The organism is Paenibacillus radicis (ex Xue et al. 2023), assembly GCF_024722015.1.
GTDB lineage: Bacteria > Bacillota > Bacilli > Paenibacillales > NBRC-103111 > Paenibacillus_S.
The window spans coordinates 182,566-206,767 of the sequence record NZ_JANQBD010000005.1 but is presented as its reverse complement, the minus strand read 5'-3'; the positions used below and the strand labels follow the sequence as shown (position 1 = coordinate 206,767).

19 protein-coding genes are annotated in these 24,202 nt (G+C 46.1%); 5 read left to right on the top strand and 14 right to left on the bottom strand.

Annotated elements, in window-relative coordinates; translation table 11 throughout:
- Positions 1-23: 23 nt before the first annotated feature.
- Positions 24-2,612, top strand: coding sequence for a LuxR C-terminal-related transcriptional regulator (locus NV381_RS08865; protein ID WP_258212913.1), 2,589 nt, complete (start codon positions 24-26; stop codon positions 2,610-2,612).
- Between the two features lie 40 nt (positions 2,613-2,652).
- On the opposite strand, the gene NV381_RS08860 is transcribed toward NV381_RS08865, so the two are convergent.
- The 12 genes from NV381_RS08860 to garR form a co-directional block, all read right to left on the bottom strand.
- Complete coding sequence (locus NV381_RS08860) at positions 2,653-3,414, bottom strand: class I SAM-dependent methyltransferase (RefSeq protein WP_258212912.1); 762 nt, start codon at positions 3,412-3,414, stop codon at positions 2,653-2,655.
- Complete coding sequence (locus tag NV381_RS08855; protein ID WP_258212911.1) at positions 3,401-3,883, bottom strand: NUDIX hydrolase; 483 nt, start codon at positions 3,881-3,883, stop codon at positions 3,401-3,403. The genes NV381_RS08860 and NV381_RS08855 overlap by 14 nt, the downstream gene beginning before the upstream one ends.
- A 45-nt stretch (positions 3,884-3,928) precedes the next feature.
- Positions 3,929-5,749 carry an ABC transporter ATP-binding protein gene (locus NV381_RS08850; RefSeq protein ID WP_258213011.1) on the bottom strand — a complete coding sequence of 607 codons (1,821 nt, stop codon included), beginning with the start codon at positions 5,747-5,749 and terminating at the stop codon, positions 3,929-3,931.
- 46 nt (positions 5,750-5,795) lie between these two features.
- A complete protein-coding gene (locus tag NV381_RS08845; RefSeq protein WP_258212910.1) occupies positions 5,796-7,529 on the bottom strand; it encodes an ABC transporter ATP-binding protein in 1,734 nt (577 codons plus the stop codon).
- A gap of 247 nt (positions 7,530-7,776) precedes the next feature.
- Positions 7,777-9,366, bottom strand: a complete 1,590-nt coding sequence (locus NV381_RS08840) for a copper amine oxidase N-terminal domain-containing protein (RefSeq protein WP_258212909.1) — start codon at positions 9,364-9,366, stop codon at positions 7,777-7,779.
- A 56-nt stretch (positions 9,367-9,422) separates the two neighbouring features.
- On the bottom strand, positions 9,423-10,010 hold the full coding sequence (locus NV381_RS08835; protein ID WP_258212908.1) for a YdeI/OmpD-associated family protein: 588 nt from the start codon (positions 10,008-10,010) through the stop codon (positions 9,423-9,425).
- A gap of 28 nt (positions 10,011-10,038) precedes the next feature.
- The gene (locus NV381_RS08830) at positions 10,039-11,961 is read right to left on the bottom strand and encodes a hypothetical protein (RefSeq protein WP_258212907.1); all 1,923 of its coding nucleotides are present in this window, start codon (positions 11,959-11,961) and stop codon (positions 10,039-10,041) included.
- 768 nt (positions 11,962-12,729) lie between these two features.
- Positions 12,730-14,769, bottom strand: a complete 2,040-nt coding sequence (locus NV381_RS08825; protein ID WP_258212906.1) for an alpha-amylase family protein — start codon at positions 14,767-14,769, stop codon at positions 12,730-12,732.
- Positions 14,770-15,037: 268 nt separating this feature from the next.
- Positions 15,038-16,108 (bottom strand): Gfo/Idh/MocA family protein, encoded by a 1,071-nt coding sequence (locus tag NV381_RS08820; RefSeq protein ID WP_258212905.1) that lies wholly within the window; start codon positions 16,106-16,108, stop codon positions 15,038-15,040.
- A gap of 44 nt (positions 16,109-16,152) precedes the next feature.
- The gene (locus tag NV381_RS08815) at positions 16,153-17,169 is read right to left on the bottom strand and encodes an aldo/keto reductase (protein ID WP_258212904.1); all 1,017 of its coding nucleotides are present in this window, start codon (positions 17,167-17,169) and stop codon (positions 16,153-16,155) included.
- Between the two features lie 151 nt (positions 17,170-17,320).
- Complete coding sequence (locus NV381_RS08810; RefSeq protein ID WP_258212903.1) at positions 17,321-18,757, bottom strand: four-carbon acid sugar kinase family protein; 1,437 nt, start codon at positions 18,755-18,757, stop codon at positions 17,321-17,323.
- 3 nt (positions 18,758-18,760) lie between these two features.
- A complete protein-coding gene (garR, locus tag NV381_RS08805; RefSeq protein ID WP_258212902.1) occupies positions 18,761-19,660 on the bottom strand; it encodes a 2-hydroxy-3-oxopropionate reductase in 900 nt (299 codons plus the stop codon).
- A gap of 208 nt (positions 19,661-19,868) precedes the next feature.
- On the opposite strand from garR, the gene NV381_RS08800 reads away from it, so the two are divergent.
- Positions 19,869-20,513 carry a GntR family transcriptional regulator gene (locus NV381_RS08800; protein ID WP_258212901.1) on the top strand — a complete coding sequence of 215 codons (645 nt, stop codon included), beginning with the start codon at positions 19,869-19,871 and terminating at the stop codon, positions 20,511-20,513.
- 72 nt (positions 20,514-20,585) lie between these two features.
- On the opposite strand, the gene lspA is transcribed toward NV381_RS08800, so the two are convergent.
- Both lspA and infC read right to left on the bottom strand, forming a co-directional pair.
- Complete coding sequence (gene lspA, locus NV381_RS08795) at positions 20,586-21,044, bottom strand: signal peptidase II (RefSeq protein ID WP_258212900.1); 459 nt, start codon at positions 21,042-21,044, stop codon at positions 20,586-20,588.
- A gap of 312 nt (positions 21,045-21,356) precedes the next feature.
- Positions 21,357-21,830, bottom strand: a complete 474-nt coding sequence (gene infC / locus NV381_RS08790) for a translation initiation factor IF-3 (RefSeq protein ID WP_258212899.1) — start codon at positions 21,828-21,830, stop codon at positions 21,357-21,359.
- 77 nt (positions 21,831-21,907) lie between these two features.
- Between infC and NV381_RS08785 the strand changes: the two genes are divergently transcribed.
- The 3 genes from NV381_RS08785 (at position 21,908) to NV381_RS08775 (ending at position 24,105) form a co-directional block, all read left to right on the top strand.
- On the top strand, positions 21,908-22,216 hold the full coding sequence (locus NV381_RS08785) for a hypothetical protein (protein ID WP_258212898.1): 309 nt from the start codon (positions 21,908-21,910) through the stop codon (positions 22,214-22,216).
- A 50-nt stretch (positions 22,217-22,266) separates the two neighbouring features.
- The gene (locus tag NV381_RS08780) at positions 22,267-22,770 is read left to right on the top strand and encodes a GNAT family N-acetyltransferase (RefSeq protein WP_258212897.1); all 504 of its coding nucleotides are present in this window, start codon (positions 22,267-22,269) and stop codon (positions 22,768-22,770) included.
- A 78-nt stretch (positions 22,771-22,848) separates the two neighbouring features.
- Positions 22,849-24,105, top strand: a complete 1,257-nt coding sequence (locus tag NV381_RS08775) for a PASTA domain-containing protein (protein ID WP_258212896.1) — start codon at positions 22,849-22,851, stop codon at positions 24,103-24,105.
- Positions 24,106-24,202 lie beyond the last annotated feature (97 nt).

The window sequence follows — 24,202 nt, the reverse complement described above, 5'->3', positions numbered from 1 at the left end:
CGGCAAAACTCCAAGGAGGACCAATGGCTTCATTTTCCAATCAAATATTACTACAAACAAAAATAAGCCTTCCCGCGCTCAGGGAAAACCTGCTGGTTCGAAAACGTTTAATCCGTACAATTACACAAGGCTTGCAGGGCCGCCTAACTACAGTTTGCGCACCGGCAGGATTCGGCAAATCGACCCTTGTAAGCCAATGGATTCATCAATGCGAGCACTCAACCGCTTGGGTTTCTTTGGATGAAACTGATAATGATCTGATCCGTTTTTGGCGTTATATTATGGAAGCTTTAACCGCTATTAATGCTTCGGAGCTAGGAGTACGCCTATCATATCTTACTCCGCTGCTTCCAAGCTTATCGGTGAAAACCTTCATTGATGCTTTGATTAATGAGCTGTGCACCTTTTCCAGTCCGATAGTGCTGGTTCTCGATGATTACCACGAAATTTCCCAGCAGCCCATTCATGACAGCCTCTCCTATTTTATCGATTACTTGCCGCAGCATCTCCATGTCATAATAGCCAGCCGCAGCGAGATTCCTTTTTCTGCATCCAAATGGCTTGCTCGTGGAGAGCTTAATCATATCGATATTCTCCAGCTTCAGTTTACGGTGGAGGAGACTAAATCCTTCTATCAGGAAGTTGTTCCCCTGCCGCTGACTTCCGAGCACATACAAAAGCTGTTTCAACAGACAGAAGGCTGGATAACCGGGCTTCAATTGGCCTCAATATCCCTTCGCTCCAATACTAATTACGATCAATATATCGGCAGCTTTAATGGATATCACCGAAATGTTGCTGATTATTTATTTCAAGAGGTTCTAACCAAGCTTCCTTCTCCTATCCATGCTTTCCTGCTGCAAACCTGTGTGCTCGAACGAATGGATGCGGAAGCATGCGAAGCTGTTACTGACCAAGCGGGAAGCAGGGAAATGCTCGAAAGGCTGCTAGCCCTAAACCTGTTCGTAATCCCGCTCGATGAGCATAATACATGGTTTCGTTATCACCATTTGTTCTCGGATTTTTTGCGGAATCTATTGAAACGCAGCGATACAGGCCGGTGGCTGAAGAGCAACCAATCGGCCAGCCGTCATTTCGCGGCACGTGGATTACTGGATAGAGCTATTGAGCATGCCATCCTCGGAGAGCATTATATATCTGCTGCCCGTTTGTTGAACTCCTATGCAGCTGAAGTTCTGAAACGCGGAGAGCTTTCCACCTTATTACACTGGATAGAAGCTATTTCCCCACATTCGGAGCTTTCTGCTGATATGTCGCTGCTTCATACCTTTTTGCTTGTGATGACGGGACAGGGCGACCGAGCGGCGGTTCTTCTCGATAAGATCGAGCAGCAATTAGCAGCTGTGGACATGGATCAACGCAAACAAATCTTAAGCGGCTTGCTGTTCGTCAAATCAAACCTTGTTTTTTACAGCGGTAATTATGAACAATGGTATGAGTTTGCTGCGGAAAAATTAGATGGGGAGTTACCGGAAAACCCCTTATTCTATAATTTTAATTACAATATGACCGAACCTTTAGTAAGGCGTACAGCTTTTGGGCTAAAAGGGAGCCTTTCCTCTGATACAGAAGCAATTGCATTGAGATTTACAGCGGTTCTGGAATCTCATGGCTGGAGCAATTCGCTTATTAACTTATATGTAGTTCAATCGCTCTGCGAAGGCTATTATGAATGGAATCGCCTGGATGAATGCCTAAAGCTTGTGCGTCAAGTGGAACGATCGGTCCGTTTCGAACAAATACCCGGCCTATTCGTTCCTAACCGCATAACACTTGCCCGCATTCAAGCCTCAAAAGGGAATTACCGCCTCGCTCACGAAACTATAGACGAAGCGATTCACACTATGGGTCGGATCTCTGAATATTACTGGCTTCACCCTTTACGCGCCTTCCGGGTACGCCTTTATTTGCAGGAAACGCAAATGGCCCCTGCTAAAAGGGAAATGGCAGGACTCCATCTGGCAGCTAGCGACAGGCCCGCTTCCAACCGGATGTTTGAATATGTTACACTCGCCCGTTTTCTGAGCGCACAAGCTAAAGAAGCTGAGGCAACAAGATTGCTGGAGCAACTGATGCTGCAGGCTTCAAAAGAGCAATGCCAGCTTAGTATGGCGGAAATTAGCTGCCTGCAAGCACTCGTCGAGCTCCAAAGAGGCCAGCGACTCGCTGCGCTGCGTTATTTGCATGAGGCGCTCGTTATTGGAGAGGCGAATGGTTACATCCGCACCTTCCTGGACGAAGGCAAGTCTATGGCGAAGCTGCTGCAGACCTATGTATATCAACGAGAAACGGATGTTCAAAACGGTGACTGGCAAGGAGTCACAGTTGAATACGTGCAAAGGCTGCTCGCGTTATTTCCACAAGTTCAAGATCGGAAAGACACCGCCCTGATAGAACCACTCAGCCAGCAAGAGCTATTCATTCTTAAACTTCTCAGACAAGGAGCCTCGAATCGGCAAATTTCCGAAGCATTGGCATTAACGGAAGGCACCGTAAAGGTGTACCTTTCCCGTATTTATAGCAAGCTCGGCGTCTCTTCCCGTACGCAAGCTTTAGTTGCAGCGCAAGAGCTGCTGCTGTTTGAAGCTTGAACGTATCCCCGAACACAAGAAGACGTCCGTCTGGAATTACTTATTCCGGACGAACGTCTTTTTTACCCTCACAGCTAATCCACGCTAAGCACCTTAAATTAAGCACCATTATCCAGCAGTCGCTTTTGAGAATTACACTGCTTCCATTCCGCTCTATGTTGAATTGCAAAGGCTTTACCGTCGTGTATAAAACCTTCCATCCTTTATAAGCGCAGGCCAGCAGCTCCTCCGCTTTTCCTGTTGTCATATTCAGCTCCATAAGCGGTTCTAATTGGATTCCTGAATCCATCTCAATTTCTTCGATATTAGTACTCATAATGATGCAGTTAATTCCATTCGCCTTTGTTCCGTGTACCATTCTTCCCAGCACTTGAACCAGCTGCTGCTCGGATGCGACATGCTCCAAAGCCGATACAGCCACAATATAGTCGTATTGGTTAGCAGCAATTTCATAGTTACCAATGTCGGATAAAGCCGTTTCTATATAATCGCTAACCCCATGCTCACTGCTATAGCTCTTCAGCTTGCTTAACGCAGATTCAAGTAGGTCCACGCAGACCATTACACCGCTTCGCGATTTGATGCTTTCAGCTAACGGTATGCTGTTTCTACCTACGCCGCAGCCAAGGTCCAGCACGGTTAATTCACCATATTCCTCAAATTGCTTAAGTGTCTCCATAACAGTCTTAACCGGCTTATGCAGCCAGGAGCCTGCTTCGAACAACTTGTAATTGTCATAACAGGCTTCATGATATTTTCGCTCACCGTCTCTGATGGTTTCGATTCGATTATTGGCTTGCACGAATGACCTCCTTAACAAAGGGAGTGACTTGGAAGCTGCCACAACCCGTTGGATCAACTGTTGAATCATCGGACTCTCCGCACACAGCAGCTTCAACCGTTTCTATATCCACCCATCTTGCGCCCAAGGAGTCTTGATCATCGCCATCTGTTTTCAGAACGAAATTATCATCTATTAATTCAACGTCATAAATAATTCCGATATGGTGCAGCTCCTCCAGCTCATCTTGCTTGTACGGATAAATAAGAGTATACGAAACTGCCGTTCTAATAGTACCTCTCAATTCAGAAATACCTGTTTCTTCAAGAAATTCTCTTTGCAATGTCCGGTAAGGCTCCTCCCCGAATTCAACCGAGCCACCTGGCAAATCCCATTTCCCCGTATGCGGACCCCTGGCCTTCTTGATCAGCAGCAGCCTGTTATCCTTCACCAGTACACCATAGACACCTAAGTGGGTATGCTTATTCATAGTCACCTCGACAGTATTTGTTTATATCTCATTTGAAAACAGGTCTTAATCCAGCGCACCTTCGATATTTTTAAACTGGTTAAAAAACATCCGGTAATACGTTCCTTGCTCCCTGATTAACGGATCATGTGCCCCCTTCTCAACAATAGCACCACGGTCAATGACCATGATCGTATCGGCATCGCGTATTGTGTTGAGCCTGTGTGCGATGATAAAGCTCGTGCGCCCATTCATAATGTTCAGCAGGGCGTCCTGGATGTGCAGCTCTGTCCGAGTATCGATGCTGCTCGTTGCTTCATCAAGTATGAGGATGGACGGCTTGGCCAGTATGACCCTTGCGATAGCAAGCAGCTGCCGCTGTCCTTGACTGAGATTCCCGCCGTTCTCCGATAGCATCGTATCATACTGATTAGGCAGCCTTTTTATAAAAGCATCCGCATTAGCCATTGCCGCCGCTGCTTCGATCTCCTCATCCGTGGCATCGGATTTGCCGTACTTGATATTCTCCTTGATCGTTCCAGAGAATAAATACGTATCCTGAAGCACGATACCGAAAGCTTTTCTTAAGCTATCTCGCGTATATTGCTTTATATCAATGCCGTCGATGAGAATTCTCCCGCCCGTAACATCATAGAATCGTGTAACCAAATTTACGATAGTCGTCTTGCCTGCTCCTGTAGGCCCGACCAACGCTGTACTGCTGCCTTCATCGGACACAAAGCTCACATTTTTCAATATAAGAACATCGGGTCTGTAGCCGAAGCTGACATTTTCGAACACTACCTGCCCTTTGGGATTGTCCAGCACAATAGCTTCCGGTGAATCCTCAGGCTCCTCCTGTTCATCAAGCACCTCAAACACCCGCTCTGCACCGGCCACGCCGGATTGCAAAATGTTGAAAATATTAGCAATCTCATTCAAGGGCCTGACGAATTGTCTGGAATAGCTCAGGAAGCTGGCTATAATGCCGACAGTAATGAGGCTTTTTACGGCCAAAACACCGCCTACCACTGCAACCGCTGTAAATCCAATATTGTTGATGACTGCGAGCAGCGGCATAAGAAAGCCTGACCATATTTGCGCCTTCACCCCGACTTCGCACAGTCTGGCGTTGACCTCATCAAACTCCTTAATCGCTTTATCCTCGTGGTTAAATGCTTTAACAACATGAATACCTGAGATCGTTTCCTCAACATGTCCATTAAGCTTGCCGAGCTGTACCTGCTGTTCCTTAAACAACACACTCGTTCTTTTAGTTATCGTTCGGGCAAGCAAGTAAACCAACGGCACTGTGATCAAGCTTGCCAATGTAAGCGTGGGGCTGAGCACGAGCATCATGATCAATGAACCAACAATAGCTATCGATCCCGACATCAGCTGGGCAATTGACTGGGACAGTGTGTTGCTTACATTATCGATATCATTGGATAAGCGACTCATAATCTCGCCGTGCCTGCGAGAATCGAAATAGGACAAGGGCAGCTTTTGCAGCTTTTCAAACAGCGCCCGCCGCAGATGCATAACAATCCGCTGAGATACACCAGCCATCAGCCAGCCCTGCAGGAAGGTAAGCAGGCCATCCGCAATGTAGGCAACCACAAGCGCAATAATCATGATCTCAAGCAGCTTGAAATTGACTCCGCTGGACTCAGCCATCGCATCAACGGAAACACCAATAAGATAAGGCGCTGACAGAGTAATCGCCGAGTTGATTAATATAAACAGAAAGACAATGGACAGCCATTTTCTTTCCTTCCCCATGTAAAACCATAATCGTTTTAATGTACCCTTAAAGTTTTTGGGCTTAACGACCACTCCTCTGGCTCGATTGCCAAAGCCTGCGCCTGGCCTTCCCGGACCCATCATCGGAATATCGGGCTGATCTTTGCGTTCCTTCGATTGCTCATGCGGCTCAGCCATTTTTCTGCATCTCCTTACCTACCTGTGATTGGAAAATTTCCTGATAAACATCGCAATCCCTTATAAGCTCATCATGCTTGCCAATGCCAACAATTTGCCCATGATCCAGCACGATGATTTTATCCGCATCCATAACGGAAGTTATTCGTTGAGCAATAATGAGGCAGGTGAGGCCCTTCGCGTATTTTTTTAGCGCTTCCTTAATATTAGCCTCTGTTGTCACATCAACTGCGCTCGTGCAATCGTCCAAAATAAGAATTTCCGGCTTTCGCACCAACGCCCTTGCTATCGACACTCTCTGCTTCTGACCACCGGAGAAATTGACTCCTTGCTGCCCAAGTACCGTATTGTAGCCCTCAGGAAAGGAGGAAACGAACCCATGGGCATCGGCCATCCGCGCCGCTTGCTCCACTTCTTCCAGCGTGGCATCTTCCTTGCCAATCCGAATGTTCTCCAGAACGGTCCCTGTAAACAGCACGGTTTTCTGAGGAACGACGGCGATTTTATCTCTCAACTTTGTGGGATCCATTTCTCTGACATCAATCCCATTTACTTTTACAGCACCCGAATTAGGATCATAGAAACGTGGAATCAGACTGACCAGACTGCTCTTCCCCGAACCGGTTGAACCTATAATTCCGACGGTCTCACCCGGCAAGCAGCTAAAGGTTACATTTTTGATCACAGGCTCCATCGTGCCTTCGTACAGAAAACTTACCTGTTCAAAATCAACTCTTCCTTTTATAGGCAAAGGATGTACAGGAACTTCATTCCATACCATGCTGTTCTCCTGCGCAAACACTTCACCGATCCGTCCTGTTGACGCCTTAGCCCTTACGAACATATTGAAGACCATTGAAATAGTCATAAGTGCGAATAAAATTTGTGTCATATAGTTAACAAAAGCAATCGTAGTGCCGACCTGCATCTGCCCGTTATCGACCCGAAGCCCCCCCAGCCAAAGGACCGCAATAATCCCCAAGTTCACTGTCAAGGTTATCCCGGGGCTAAAAATAGCCATAGCACGCATCGCCGTTCTCGATCTGGTTTGGTACTCCTGGTTGGCGTCATTAAACTTATTAACTTCGTAATCGAATCGGTTAAACGCCCTGACTACCCGAACTCCGGACAAGTATTCGCGCATTACGCTGTTTACCCGGTCGAGAGCCTTTTGCACCTTCATAAAAAAAGGAAAGCCTACCTTCATATTCAAAGCAATCAGCACGCCAACAATCGGAACAACAATGACGAGTATCATAGCCAGATGCGAATCCAGCCGCGCAGCCATAATCAAAGCCCCGATACATAGCAGTGGTGCTTTAACGAAAATACGCATAAGGCCGTTCACAAAATTTTGCACCTGAGTTACATCATTCGTTAGTCGGGTTACAAGCGAAGCACGATCGAATTGATCGATATTTTGAAAAGAAAGCGTTTGTATTTTTCTGAACAGGTCTGATCTGAGTTCGGCACCAAACCTTTGCGATACTTGAGTGGCAACCACATTGCGTGCTGAAGCGGCCAATGCTCCCATTGCTGTAATAAACAGCATCAAGCCTCCCATTTGCCATACATAGTCCATCTTCTGGTTGGCAACTCCGATATCTATAATTTTGGCCATAATGGCCGGTTGCAGCAGATCGCATAGTGCTTCAGCCGTCAAACACAGGAAAGCTAAACAAAATAATTTCCAATACTTACTAACGTATTTATTCATAAACAGCATGCCGATTTCCCCCTGCTTGCCCGCAACGTTGATGCTCTGATTGGGCTACCGTGTGATTTAGGATTCAAGGTAATCTTACTAGAATCTTCTGGAATTAAAAAGACTAATTTTTCCTCATCATGATCGCTGCCAAGAAATCTTAATTACATGAACAGCAAAAAAACCATTAATCCTCCCCCGCAGAGGTTAATGGTTCCTTAGCTAATCCGGCTTCAATCGATTGACTGCTTGAATTGCAGCAATGTCATTATGGCGTTGTTGAGTTCATGATATAGAAGTATCCTGCCTCTATATTCACGAGTCCCGCTCTGGGACGCAGCTCGGATACATACAACTTCACTTTATACAATCCGTCCCCTTCTGCCAGATCAAGCGTTACCCGGAAATGTCCATTTTCTTCCGGGGTCACGGTTTGCTTCGCAGGGAATTCAACGAAGCCGTTCTTGCCATCCTGCTTGGCAAGAACAACATGGAACGGAGAAACCGCCGTTCCGCTAAGTTCAAAGCGGGATGAATCGCTGTGAATGTAACCATTGGTTACATTATCCAGCTTCAAGCCCGGATTATAGAGCACTAGCGGCTGCGCGCTAAACGATGTGGTCACCTCGTAGGCAGTCCGGTATAGGATTCGTTCTCCCGATCGCAATGTCTCCGTGATCTGATTGCTGCCAAGCGTCAGAGCGATTGGCGCCTCTAATAAGGAGAGGCCCGGCTCCTCTCCGCTGCCCCATGCCGAAGCCATGTTGCCGTAAATACCGCTGTTATCGAGGCTGAGCCTCATTTTATCAGGTGTAAGATAACGCCCGAAAGTAATTGATCTTACAGTACCCTTCACGGAGAGGGAATCCCCGCCAACCTCCCTAGGCAGCCCATAATCTTCTACGTCAAATTTAGCATAGGAGATGTCCAGAACTCTGTCATTCTGATTCCATTTGGCCGTATAGCCGAACAGCTGCTCATGATCATAGGAAGCCATATAAGGCTTGCCTCCTTGCAGCAGCAGCGGCTTTAACAAACTGTATTCATTGACCTTGGCTCCGCCCCAATAAAGAATAGCCTTCGTTCCGCCTTGCTCAATCCTGATGCTATATAGTCCATTGTCCATGAAATAGCCGCCGTCAGCTTTAGATAAGCTATATCCGAACGCTTCCGCAAAATACGACAGTGAGAAATAAGCCACCCCCTCCTGGCCAATTCCGACTTCCTTATCGCCAACATATTGCTTATCTTCAGCAAATTCCACCATCATTTCAACATCGGAGGTTTGAGTAAGCCGCAATGTCTCCCCTTGCTTACGAGGGTTCTCCAGCTTCCCGTCAGTACCTTTATAGCCTTGCATATCATACTTGATGCTTCGTTTCTCCGCATCCCACTGCACCGAGCCGAAAGGCTCCAGATCATTGATCAGAACAGCGGTTGTACCGCCGATGTTATAGGAGCGAAGGTAGCTTCCATGCTCCTGATTTCCGTAATAAGCTTTGATGTCTGTGTATACAACATCCTTGAGCTTGGTACCGATGATCGTGTGAGAATCATCCCCTAGAACTGTCAACGTCTGCTTCAGCTTAGCTGCGTTCTCGTATAGGCTTAGCTTGCGTGTTTCAGGAGACCAGGCAACATCGAAGCCGTAGCCTCGCAGGTCTTCAACCGCAACAGCTGTATACCCTCCGATATTCATCGAAGGAATAGGCAGACCATTTACATAAGCTGTAATGTCTGTTGAGAGCACTTCGCCAATTACAGCGCCTACTTTCATTTCCTCCGCCTTCAGGCTACCTGCTGCTGAAAAAAGCAATAATCCGCTCAATGCAGCAACTGCAAACCGACGTATCCTCACAGCCTTCACCATCCTCATCATTTTCTCTGGACAATAGCACGCTAAAGCTTTAGGGATTATTCCTTCTTTTTCTGCCAGGTCAGCGACGGTATAGCCTGCCCTTGCTCTGAATATTGGATGAGCTCAACAAGCCGTCTGAGTTTCGTCTCTTCCTTCTTTGCGCTAATAATTTTCCATATCGCCGTCTTGCGGTACGAAGGTGCCTGAGACTGAAAGAAATCCCATGCCTGCTTGTTGGCACGAAACTGCTGTTCATAAGCATCTCCCAGCTCGGCATCCACCTTTTGCTCATAGGAATATATAACAGACTTATCCTGCTTTCGCGCTTCGAATGCACGAAGCCCCTCCGGGCGCATAAGCCCAAGACTGGAGAGCTCCTTCACCCGCTCAAGGTTTACAGCACTCCAAATACTGCTTTTCTTCCGCGGTGTAAACCTAATCATATAGCTGATGTCGTCTATCCCTTTACGCAGACCGTCAATCCAGCCATAACATAGCGCTTCATCAACCGACTCCGGCCAAGTTAGACTTGGCTTGCCTGTTCCTTTCTTGTAATAGCCAACCCATAGTTCCTGGGTTTGATCATGATTAGCTTCAAGCCATGCGCGGAACTGTGATGGTGTTGCAAAGAAAACGGGATTCATCGGTAATGCCCCTTCCTTATCTCTTTAGTTACTCGTTTGATTGTATCGAAGGCTCATACTTCCATACAATTCGTTCTCCTACTTTGAGAATGACTGTAAGATCATTCATTCCCGATTGCAGCTTAGGGGATACGGAAAGCTCAAATAACTTCATTTGGTCGAGCTTAATTACCGTTTCGGCTAGCGATGATGGTTGATATTGACGGGGATCACCAGGACCTCCCTGCCCATAAACGTATAGCATTGGCATAGGAGCATCGCTTTTCTCCGGCTGATCATACAAATAAGCTTTGACCTGGAATGGGGCCGTCTTTGTTGCAGTCGGCCATTCCGGCGCTTCCACCGTATATTCCTTTTCAGCCAAATAATACACAGGTATGCCTTCGCTTTGAATCACATAGGCTCCGAATAACGTTTGAGCATCGGCAACCTGCAAATATAGCTCGCCGTTAACAAGCTGAGGAGCAGCCTTCAATGATACTGTGCTTTCCTTGCGGCCATTCCACAGGGTTATCGCGTTAGTATCGCCTTCTTTGATTTTGAAGGCATACCTCGTCTCGGGAGTTAAAGTGATATACCCATCCGTGCTGGGGCCGCTCTGTTTATAGTTGAACGATTTCGCTATCTGCGAGACAGCTAGATATGAAATGCCATCTTTGACAAATCCAACGTCAGCTTCATTAAAGTCGTGGAGCCTATTTTCGGATTGAACATACGGCAGCATACGCGGAAAGTTGAATGTGATCTGCAGCCGGGAATTCCCATCGGGCTCAAGAAATTTATCGAGACGCGGATCTGTCCGTATCCACGCCTTGCCGGCATAAGAATCGATTCGGAACCATGTCTGGCCGTACTCGTCATTCCAATAAGCTTTCGCGTGTACCGTCTGTGCTGAGAGTGGATCATAACGCCTAACCATCTGGCCATTCGGATATTGGTATAAAGCGATCTGAGTGTGAAGCCAAATATCCATATTAATCGGTACTTCATTCTCAGGCGCACTTAACGAGCGATTGACCCAGCCTTCCCCTTGCGCTGTACGGACATGATACCAAACCTTCCGGCCTTCAGGATCGGCCATAATTTTCTCAAAAGCAGTTACCGTCTGAGGCTGTAAAATGGCAAGCTGCCCTCCGGTGTCCAAAAACGTAGAGAACAACGGTGTCTCTGTTCTTAGTTCTACCTCCTCGTTCGCAGCCGTTATTTCCGTGCCTTGGGTGTTTACCCACTTGTCTCCAATGTCAGTTTGGATGCGATAGGCTTTTCCGAACGCAGTAACGAACTCCCCATTGACGTGAACGTAACGGTTACGCACTTCTCCAACCTGCTTAGCCTGCAAGTAATGGATCGGTGGATTATCATATACATCAGCGCTCATCAGATATTCCTTGCGGTCAACCTGCCGCGTGTAACCGACAGAACCAATCGGGATGTGTATCCACTGGTCCCCGAGCCATGTCGTACTAATTTTGAGCCATACACGACCGTTGTCATCCTTGGCTTTTGTTTGGAACCATAGCTTATCTGCTCCGACGACTCGAACATTTTGCGGGGAAAGGACCGCATTCGGTTCCCCCTTTTCGCTTTTTGACCCATAAATTGATGTTTCCTCAAGCAGTGTGATGGTATCTGGAGGCGGTACGTCGAACGTTCCCGGCTCCGTCACTATCCATTTTTCCCCGGATAACGTCTTGATTTTCCATCGGTTGCGTTCATTGATCCATCCATTCTGCCCTTCAAGCACTTGAACATCTTGCGGCGCAAGGATTCCTGCCGGATGCTCGGGATAATCCTTCTCTATATTATCGTAATAAGGTGTATCCTCCAGCAGCAGTATGACCGGAGGGATTCGAAGGGGCTCCGGCTTCTGAACGATTGCATTAACCTGCCCGGCTGGCAACCACCACAGCATTTGAAGCGAGATAACTGCTGTTATCCAAAGTTTTCTCAAGCCGTTCACTCCTTGTTCTTAGTTCAATTCTTTTGTTGAACATATAGACGCATGAAATAGGCAATTGTTTCCTTTATTCCAAAAAAGCCGGATGCTGATGCAGCCCCGGTTTGTGGAATTTGAGCCTGGAGAAGCTCTCTGCTCCTACTAAAATAAGTCTGGGTAAATTTTTTCAGTATTTTCCGAAAATGACTGACCAGGGGTTAACCGAATGAGGGGCAATGGATAATGGGGAAAAAGGTTATCTTCGAAAAGCTTCAGTATCGACCAACTGTCAAGAGAGTGGAGGAAGAGGAACTAGGATTCGCTATTTCTCCTTGCACACGTGAACATTCATGTGAGACGGAAGTACGATCCCTTATTTGCTGGAAATGGGGGCATTTCGGCAGTTTCAAGAGGAAATAACGCATCGTAGTTCCGTGTGCCTCATGAATTTTGGAGGGCTAGACTAATTAGAGCATCCTAGTTCCGCAAGAGCGAGAGGGTCGGGGCGCGGAGTGTGTGAGTGCCCTCCCTTTATTGATCCCCCGGGTGAAACCCCGGGGGGATGCGGCCAGTATGTCCTAACCGCCGAATTTTACCAAACAGCTATTCGCCCCGCGCGCAGCTCCCAGCGCGCGGGGCGAAGTTGCATTACGGCGGCAAACACATGCGTGCCCCATGCCGCAAATTCGTTCCCCCTTTCCCGCATACAAAGGTAGGCGGGGCGAACACAAAAGAGGACCGTCCGATGATCCGGACGGCCCTTCTTAATACGATCAATTCCTTTTAGTATTGAATCGAGATCATTTGATGCCCGTTCAGCTTCGGAAGCACAAATTCCGTATATCCGTCTGCAAATGTAAAGGACAGGGGCTGCTGTTCCGGCACGCAAGTTACCGCTTTCACCTTATCGGCTGTTCGAACACTGACCCGCACATCATAAACCGGGATGACATCTTCGATGATATCGATGTCGGCGCTTCTGCGCTCCGGAATATAATGAAGCAAGTGAACAACCCAACGGTCTTGGGCCGATTGCTCATTCACGGTTGCCAGAATGGTGCTTGGCCCATTATGCTTGAGAACCGGTTCAGGCAGCAGCATGTTCAAGGTGTTCAAGAACAATTGCTTGCACCAACGCGGTGCATTTTGCTGGTACTGGTTAAATATCGGATGCGCAAAGTAAATCACATTGCCATTTTTTACAATACCTGCGTATTCCACTTCACCCGATGAAGGCGACTGGCGATGGGAGCAGAAATGCTTGTAGGAACGGTTGAAATACGATTGGATAACCGGAGACAACAGTTCGCTTCCCTGCAACGCTTCCACTTCAACGCCCTTAAGATACATCGCATGCTCAGTTTGCGGCAGTCCTGCTCCGACATCACCCTGCGGCAAAATATAATCGACATAATCATTTTTGGCGTAGCGCTTGCCACGAACTAAATTCCCGTCCTCATCACGGGTCTGCTGCTCTTTCAGCTTCACTCCAAGCTTACTCCAGCCGATTTCACTTCCCTGCACATTTAACCCGGACTCAAAAGAAGCAATCACTGCTCCCCCACCAATGACATAATCATCAAGCTTGCTCCCAAATTGTGCGGAAACCGGGATATTATCAGGCATAATTAATACCTTGTAACGGGAGAAATCGCTGCCGCTATCAATAATATCAAACTGATGCCCGCTTTCCTGCAGCATGCGGGTAACCCCCATTGCCGCCGGAGGCATTCTAAGCTCCTTAACACTAAACTCCTCAGGCGTTAATACAGCTATATCGGTAACCGCTGTGGCATATTCGCACCAAGGCTCCTTCCGCTCAACCTGGCTGTACACAGCACCGATCAGCTCATATACCGGAGCCGAGATTCTGCCATTCGGATCAAGCTGGTCGCCAATGCTGCATTTGGCATTCAAGGAAAGCATGTTGAAGCATTCAAACTCCAATGCCGCCTGATTTTTGAAGGAATGAAAGTCGCCCCATGATGTGTGGAATTTTCCGGTCATCCCCAGATTATCGAGCCCCAAAGTACGCGCATAGCGCACCGCCAAAGGAAAATGCATATACCCCCAGCCGCCGCTCGGCAAAGATTCCAGCTCAAAATGACTGAAGGCGCCAGCCGTCGCTTTATCGGCAATACCTATATGGCCTTTATTGTAGAAGATCGTGCAATTTTTATTTCTTTCTCTTATTAAAGCACTCATCTCGCGTTTGAAGTCATCCATCATTTCTGTTGCAAAGCTAAGCCGGTCCGCGGCTTGCGTCGGGTCATATCCCGCTTTCTCCATACCATCCCGACAATATTTACAAGAGCAATCAACTGTTTTTACAATGTCATAAAAAAGTCCATCAACCTCATCACCAAACATTTCGAGGATTTCTATCGTATGCTGCTTCAGAAATTCCCGATATGGAGTGTTTACGCAAAGATGACGGTAAAAACCAGCTTCATAAACAGGCGTGCCGATGGTGTGGCCCTTCTCGTCTAAGCCAACCCATTCCGGATACTGCTCAGCTGTAAAATGATCCCACTGTACCGTTATGTAAATAGGCACACGAATGTTGCGCTTATGGCAAGCTTCAATCTGTTCCTTTAGTAAGTTCTTATTGCTGAGATCGGGATGAATTCGCTCCGGATTCACCTGGGAGTCATAATAAAGCATGCCATGATGGCATCGAGCAAAACACGTAATCGAGTCCACTCTGGCTTGTTCCAGTGATGCTGCAAACTCTTCTGCATGGAAATCCGCACCAATTGCCGGAATATCCGGGCTGGTATGAAAATCCAAATGTACTTGTCTAAACCGCAATTGAGTTGTCATTTACTGTTATTACCTCCTTATTCGCTCTACAGCCTATTATCCGGAACAAACGGTACGATGAAAATATACGATTCAAATATACATTTGGACAAAAATAAGGAGTTATCCGCGCAATCACTATTAAAGCGCTTTCATAAATGATTTTGATCAATCTGCCTACACAAAAGCATACCATCTCCACCAAATCGTCACGCATATATCATCACCATAGAAGGGGTTCACACGGAACCCCCTATGTAACAAACTCAATCGGATAGGAGCTGGGGTTTTACTGCGCCCAGGATTGCTTGGTTGTCTGGACCGTTTCACCCGAATCCACTGCTTCTTTGATCTTGATGCCGAGGTAGTGATCCTGCGCCGCTTCAGCCAAGCTGTAGAAGCTAGGTCCGCCCTCGACGTATTCACCCATTTTTTGAAGGCAAGTAGCTATGGCGATTTCTTCATCCGTTAGCCGCCCCGGCATAAACGGGTTGCGATATACCCACTGATCACCAGCCAAAATTCCCTTGTGGTAATAGCCTTCCAGATTGCCGTTCTCCCCAGCGTTCAACCGTTTTAAATTCATTTCGACAGGTGTTTGATAATCCTTTAAATATTTCAGCTGATCATTCATCAATTCACCTCTGTCACCGCGTACAAGCAATCGTGAGGAACGAATCCATGAAAAATATTGATCTCCTGTAAAATCAAAAATGCCCAATTTATTATCGAATTCCAGAATCGCATACACTTGATTGGACATGGCCATCTTCTCTTCAATGGGGTCACCCTCACGGTTCGGACCGCTTACAATCTGTGAGGCAAAATTATAGCCGCGAATTTTCGCATCCGCAAAACCAAGATCCAGCAAGCTGCGCATAATACTCATTCCATGATAGCCATGTGCGGCTGAAACTTGCGCCTGGGTAACCGTCCCCAGCACACCTGATTTCACAACCGCAATTCGAGCTGCATGCTGCGGTTGAAAGGCAAACTGCTCCGCTACTTGCACTCTGGCATCCTTACTTATTTCATGATACAGCTTGTTCAGATGATCCACATCGGGTGCGGGTGGTGTTTCCGATAATACGGGGATGCCTCTATCCGCCATTTCTTTGATTAAATCAGGTGTCATCGCCCATGGTACGGAAAGAACGACAAACGATGGAGCAGTCTGGCTTAACATCTCCTCAAGAGTTCGGAAGGTTGGGACTCCCCAGCGCTGTTCAAATGCTCTTCCTTTCTCAACGCCTCGCACTACCACGCCGCTTACACGAAATTTTTCAGGCAATGCCTCCATAATTCGCATATAAAAGTCAGTTCTCCAGCCGCTCCCGATAATCCCAAAGGTGGTTGCCATCCAATCACTCCTCCCAGTGTGTATAGGTTTGTGACCAAGAATAACTATTCTCTTCCCGCCCTCTGCTGTCTGTTCGCACCGCTATCATACGGATAAGTCACATGAAGCTCCGTAGCTTCATTTAAACGATTCATCTGGTCAACACTTAAGGACCAGCCGGAAGCGCTCAGGTTGCTTTCCAATTGCTCGATGGTCCTTGCTCCAATAATCGGTGAGGTCACGCCTTCGCGCTGCAATAACCAGTTGATCGCCGTTTGTGCGGGTGTTTTGCCAGCCTCCTCAGCCACTGCAAAGAGAGCATCGAGCACCTTCCATGTATATTCATTGTTATAGTTTTTCCATGATTCGCTCCAGCCCTTGGCATCCGCTTGTGCCACTCGGGAATCCTCAGGAGGCATATCCATACCCCTGTGGAACTTGCCGCTTAACCATCCTCCTCTGAGCGGGCTCCAAGGAATGACGCCGATACCTTCGCTCACGCAGACCGGGAGAATCTCATATTCGGTCGCACGGCATAACAGATTGTATTGAGGCTGTAGGCATGCAAACGGCTCCCAGCCATGCTGTCTGCTGAGATCAACGGCTTTTTGCAGCTGCCAGCCGCGAAAATTACTTGCCCCGATATAACGAACCCAGCCGCGTTTTACTAATTCGTTTAATGTGCTTAATGTTTCCTCCAGCGGAGTTTTCGGATCCCATGCATGGACTTGATAAAGGTCGATGTAGTCGGTACCAAGTCGACGAAGGCTGGCCTCTACACCTGCCATAATATGCTTGCGGCTCAATCCCACATCATTAGGGCCGCTGCCCATGCCAAAGCGTACTTTGGTAGCAATAACTAGATCGTCCCGTTTTCTTTGTTTTAGCCAGCGGCCGACTATTTCTTCAGATAATCCAAGACTGTAAACATCAGCTGTATCGATAAAATTTCCGCCTGCCTGGACGAAATGATCCATAATGTTAAAGCTTTCCTGCTCGGTTGCTTCACGTCCAAATGTCATTGCGCCCAAGCAAAGCTCGCTAACCCGAAGCCCCGTTTTCCCCATATAACGATAATCCATGTTATTACCTCCTAGAATTCTTTTACAAGCCTAGCGCTGCATTCATATCATACAGAAAAAGAAAGAATAGTTTAAGGACTGATTTTAATGATATTTAGTAACTTCAGGGTAAGCTATGAGCCTTTAACCTGTAGATTAAGCTCACTCAAATTTAACTTTCAATTTTCAGAACCGTATCCAATAAGGTATCATCCGTACCGACATTACCAGGAAAAACGATATAAGGGATTCCTGAGAATTTGGCTTCGTCTCCGGTCAGCCATACAGGTACACCTGCTGATACTTGTCCCAGCACCCTTGCTTTGCGAATATTCAATCCTTTAGTAGCAATATCACTAGAGGTAATTCCACCTTTGGCGATTATAAATTTAGGAACGGCTTTCAAAGATTGAACAATTTGTACCAGGGCAGTCGAAACCGTGCGGCTAATTTGCAAATTCTCTGCTTTGTTATCCACGGCTACAAGCCTGCGGCTGCTATAGACCACAACATTTTCCCCTTGTGCAAGCCGTTCGTTAACTTCGTCAATAATCCGCTTCAATTCGTTCAGTCGTTCCGTCGGGTCCAGAATCTTTTCAACAATTAATTGTAAAGGCACAATGTCCGAATTATTCAGCAAATGCTCCAATTGGCGTGTTGTTTTCTGTACATAGGAGCCAACAACGATAAGCCCTCCATGTGCCTCTTGTCCTTTGGCTATCAACTTCTCCTTAGGTAAATAATCCAGATCAGGTATCCCTCCATAGGACTTAACAAAAGAGGCTGCTGTACGAAAAATAAATGACTTACCCTTGGACTCAGCTCGCAATAACGCAAGTGACAGCACATCCAGATCCGAATAAGACAGCGCATTAATAATAACAGGTCTATTTCCTTGGACCTTCATTAAGGCCTCTTCGACAGCATCCGGTCCACTGCGTAGCTGATCTAAGGTGATGACAAAACAGTCCTCCGGCTGGAACCGGCCCTCCGTTTTTTCTGCAACCCATTTGGTCAGATCGCCTTGCTTATAGCCAAATACCTTATCCTTCGCAAATTCCGACTCATGTGCCGGAAGCATAGTGTCACCATCGAGGATATAATGGGTATTCTCGTAGGTTATGCGGCCGCCTTCAAAAAAAGCAGGAATGATCAAATGACCGTCATACTCTTTTCCCGTTAAGCGGTTCATCGTTTCTGATAAAGTGTCTGTCTCGAGTGGGTAGTACCCCCGTAATGTAGAATCACTGCGGCTGACGAAAACAAACTTCGTGCCCGTTTCACTGGCCACTGCTTGTACATTCTCTGCAATTTCACGATTTATGCGTTCCGCTGCGGCAGCATCAAGTCCTCGCGTATTTGTCAAAATATAAAACACGTTCTCCTGCTTTTCGAACGTTTCCCGCAGAAGCTCCTTATCCCATTGAGTCAGGACATCGATGTCATGTACGGTTTGTACGCCAGTCGGATCATCATCCAGCACAATAATTTTCTTGTGGGGCGCTTCATTCATCTGCTTAATTAAGGGTCGCAAATTCACTTCCTTCCATTCCGCAGGCAAATGAGGTTGGATTGAAGTAAAGGACAGCTTTCCGCTATGGGTTGACACTTTCTACACCTCAGCTCTTTTAACTTCCGTATTCGCAAGCTTCTCATAGTATTGGACAATGCCGCCATGATCTTGACTTGCTTTGCCATCTACCTTCAAGGCATGCATTATCTCAAGAAGCTGACTGGATAGCGGCAGCGGTACACCGATTTCATGGGCCGTTTCCATAACATTCGTAATATCCTTGAGGTTAATATCGATTCTTCCGCCAGCCACAAAATTTCTTTCAAGTATTAAAGGAACTTTGGCGTCAAGCACAGCGCTTCCTGCAAGTCCACCTCTTATCGCTTGGTACATCTTATCTATGTCAATACCAGCTTTGGCTGCTAAAACAAGCGCTTCCGACATGGCGGCGATATTTAAATTTACAATGATCTGATTAGCTAATTTGGCCGTTGTCCCGCAACCGTTACCGCCTACCAAGGTTACATCTTTTCCCATACAGTAAAGAATAGGTTTGACGCTTTCAAAAATTTCTTCCTTACCGCCTACCATGATTGCTAAAGTACCGTCTATCGCTTTAGGCTCTCCTCCGCTTACAGGAGCATCCAGCATTTCAATACCGCTTTTCGCAGCTTCACTTGCAATTGCCTTGGATGCCACTGGTGTAATCGAGCTCATATCAACAATGATTGCGCCTGACTTGGCTCCTTTAACAATCCCATTCTCGCCTAACACAACGTCCTTAACATGCTCGGAATTAGGTACCATTGTAAAAATAATCTCGCTATTTGCTCCCACTTCCTTCGGTGAGGCCGCTGCTGCTGCACCAGAAAGGGCCAATTCATTTATGACTTCCTGATTTATATCGTATACCGTTAACTTATAACCAGCTTTAATCAAATTTAATGTCATAGGTTTGCCCATAATTCCCAAGCCGATAAACCCGATATTTCTTTTCATTTTCCATCCCTCCACGTTTCCAGAATCAATGAATACACAGATACAATAACTAAAGTTTTGTATACAGTCAATATTAATTTTGTATACAATTTAATTAAAATCGGATACAATTAGGGCGAAATACTTGTTGTCTATACTTTTGTTAAACATAAGTTTATAATTATCCTTTGAATTGCGATAAGATTTTGGATCAAAGAGGTGCACCCTTTTGTCACAAAGCTATGAAAAATCCCGTCCAGCTTACCGTCAATCTTATGAAATTATTCGTGAAATGATAATAAGCGGAGCCCTTCCTCGCGGAACCAAAATTGTCGAAGAAAAACTAGCCTCCGAATTAGGGGTTAGCCGTACTCCTATTCGTGAATCTATTCGAAAATTAGAGCAGGAAGGCCTCATTGCTAATAAAAAAGTTGTGAATCCTTCAGAGAAGGACCTCCGGAATACTTTCCAGGTTCGCATCCTGTTGGAAGGCTATTCAGCACGCTGCGCGGCCACTTACTTACATGAAAATGAGCTTGCTTTACTTAAGGAATGTGTAAGGGTTGGAAGGACTGGAACTATTGATGAAATTATGCGAGCCAATGAGAGCTTTCATGAAATTATCGTGCAGGCCAGCAATAATGCGGTGATGATAGAAATGATTGATCGTATGCAATCCATCATTTATTTATTTCGGCGTACTGTCGTTTACTATAACCGGCCGTTCTTGATCGATGAGCACGAAAGAATTTATGACGCCATTCATGCAAGGGATGGACAAACCGCTGAGCTGCTCATGCAGCAGCATCTGCAGGCGGATCTGGAATTCTGCTTGCACCTGTTGAGTGATAAAAAGAGCACTTCTCACCACTAATTTCAGTGATACGAAGTGCTCTTTTTTACGTATATTTCAACCTTATTCAACCCCGATGCTCCCGAACAAGCTTCAGACACTAGCCCTTCGCCTGCTCCTAACCACACTTATCAATGCATCGAGCAGCAGCGCGACCACGCCAATATTGATGGCATTATCAGCAATGTTCAGAATTCCATGACCCATGTGAAAATCAATGAAATCCGTTACCTTTCCGAACAATAATCTATCTATTGCATTTCCTAACGCTCCGCCTACAAAAAACGCAGTCCCCACTTCAACAAGCCCACCCTTGAGGTTTCCCTTCCGGCGGGAATACAGGATATATCCAATGAAGATAACCGCAGGAATTACAAAATAACGGCCATAGCCCTGAAAGGTGCTGCCTGCAGCTCCGCTGTTCTGGTAATGGGTAAAGTTCAGAATATGATTCCATATAACGATGGACTCACCTACATCCATATTCATTCGGACCCATAATTTAAAGCCTTGATCAATGATAGCAACCAGCACTACGATAAAATAAAACATTCCCCATTACTCCTTCCTGCATGAACCAAACCCTATAATCAGCAACCTGAGGAAAAAATAACGTTACGATCCGTTTCACCTATTATAACAATCTTGTCTTGCGTGTGCATATCCAACAGAAATTGTAATATAACTGAAATACAATATTCATCTTCCTTTAATGAAACTGGGCTATACTAATATTCGACCCCCTTTTTTGATATATATATTTGAAAGACCCACAGCCCGTTGCTTGTGGGTCTCTTTTTTTCCTATAATTAAGCAAAGAGAAAGGACCCGCACCTCATACGAGCCCTTCAATAAAACCGTCCCTTACACCGGGTCTATTTGAACCATCGCTTGCTTGCCACTTAGCTGAATACCTGTTTTCTTGCATCCCACCTCGTTTAAATCTTTTAACAGTGCTTCCAGCAGCTCCTTGGCCCTGTCTCCCTCTTTGCCGCGAATGCTTACTACGAGCAAGACAGCATCACCAGACTTTAGAATCCGTTCCGCTTGCTGCTTTTTCGTCTCATAATCATGATCCTCAATTTGCGGCGTCAGTCGAATTTCTTTCAGCTTGGGCTTATGCTCCTTCTTGCGTTCCGCTAAAGCCTCCTGCTTGGCTGCCCCCGCTCCGATGAGCTTGCATGGCGGAGGACTGCTCATCAGAGACGTACATACCAAGTCCACCTTGAGCTTTCGGGCCATCAACAGTGCCTCAGAGGTCGCAACAATGCCTAGATCCTCGCCGTTTATACCGGTCAGCAGAACTTCTGATGATTTAATCTTTTCATTCATTATCATTGTGAACACACCTGTTCTTTCGATATAATGTTATTACAGCCTATGTTTGATATTACCGTCTAAAAGGGGATTTTTCAATGAATCAAAAAGAGTACGAAGAAGAGGTTATCCGTAACTATCAACGAGATGAAGAAATGATGATTCTCGTGTTTGCCCAGTGGTGCGTTAACCATGACATAGATCCGTCAGAGCTGTATTTGCGGGCTTATCCAGAACAAACGATAGGGGAAGCGCTGCAGCGCGCCATAGATTTAACCGTTCCTAAGGATGAGTCGGGAGAAGTACCGGATGAAACATTGCTCGGCGTGTTGTCGTTATTCGGCAATGAAGAGCTGGCTTTTGTCGTCACCGAAGAAATCAGCAAGCGTAAAATCAGCAAGCCTTAACTTTTCATGGAAGTATCTCTTAATCGATATTAATAACTAGGGAGAGTTTTATGGAAATTCAAAAAGTAAGCATAGAAGACTATTCGGCCATACTCACCCTTTTCAAGGAGGTTAAGGCTGAATTAAACAAGCAGCGCAACGATCAATGGAAGTGGCTCTATCCCAATCGTTCTACTCATAAGACAGACATCAAGAATGGAACTATGTACGGAATCAAAGAGAACAATAGTTATGTAGCAGCGATTACTCTCGATGATTTGCAAAGTGAAAAGTATAAAACCTTAAACTGGAAAGACAATGAAGGAAAAGCTTGCTGCATTCATAGACTTGCCGTTCATCCCAAACAACAAGGCCGAGGCCTTGGTAAGAAATTGCTGCACTATGCTGAACATCTGGCTCACAATCAAGGATATACAAGTGTACGGATTGATGTCTACCAAACTAATGCAGCAGCCGTCGCCCTTTATGAAAAAAATGGATATGAAAAAGTTGGAGAAGTCAGGTATCCTCTTAGAAAACATTCCTATATTTCAATGGAAAAGCAGTTTACATGAAAAAATTCGCCCCCATCATCCCAAAATTGATACTCCTTACGAATAATATGGTTAAGTAAGTATTAAGGAGTGATTCGTATGAAGCCTGTCTCCAACCGGTATACGCGGGAGGAACTCATTATTCCTCTGGACAACGGCCTTTTATATAGAGGTAAAGATTTATCGCTGCAAAGGATTGTTTTCATTTATGCCGTCCCCCATCAAGGTCAACCTGATGCCCAAGCCTACATTCATCAGATAGGAAACTCTGTTCAAATCACGAATAGCGCACCCTACATGCATGTATTTGATGTGGAAATGGATCAGAGCCATATCTATATTATTATGAAATATATAAAAGGAAACCCGCTGCAGCAGGTCATGCTTAATCATACCTTCTCCTTTGAGGAGGCGGCAGCCTTCGTTACTGGCATGGGTCAAACCTTGATGGAAATCGCGGAGGACCGTCCGTTGAATTTTTCTATAAGCCCTAACAACCTGTGGGTAAGCGATGAATTACAAATTTCATTAATCAATACTTGGGACCAATCCCATCACAAACATCGCTTGTCTAAGGAGCTCAGTGGTGTGCTTTACTGTCTTGTAACTCAAACCGACAAACTGCCTGCCGATACGGAAGCTCTGAGACACGGCCTGCAAAACTCACAGCTGCTGGAGGAACTGTCTCTATTACAGAAAAAAGCAGTGGTCACAGCCATTATCCACGCATATGAGGAGCGAATCTCTGCCCTTTCCTTTATTCAAAATCTCAAAGAACTGTTTCATGCGCCCAATGAACAGGAAAGTATCGAAGATCCTGATGATTATGACCTGGCTCCAAGCCAATCCCAATCCCATAAAGTCATGGTTCTTGGTACTTTGTTTACGACGCTCAAGCATGTTCTTTTTGGCAAGCTGGTGTGGAAACGCATTTCTTTAACCCTTTCTTTGGCTCTGCTTAGTGCAGTAGTTTTTATTGGCGTGTTCGCTTATTTGATCGAAACTACCGGACATAAGGAATCTAACTCTAAATCCACCTTAGCCAGTTCCACGGGCAATCAACAGCAGACACCCCCTTCCGTTGTTAATAAGCCCCAACCAGTAGAAATTAAAAACACCAAAGAACCCGTACTTCCAGAAAACGGGAGCAATGTCGTCGTACCCGTCCTTACCGGCTTAACCAGAGAAGATGCGGAAAAGCAGGCTTTGGCCTACGGACTCCGCTATACATTTTATATAGAGACGAACCCTTTAGCCGCAGGGACTGTGTTCAAACAAGAGCCTATGCCCCATGAAGAGGCAGCCAAAGGAAGCCGAGTTACTTTCTGGATAAGTAAAGGCTCCGCTGCCCCTTAATTTTTTTTACGAAAAATGTTGCACAAAGGAAACAAATTTGTATATAATTAAAATAAAGGTGCGAGGGAAATTTTTATTGCTTATCACAAATATTTAG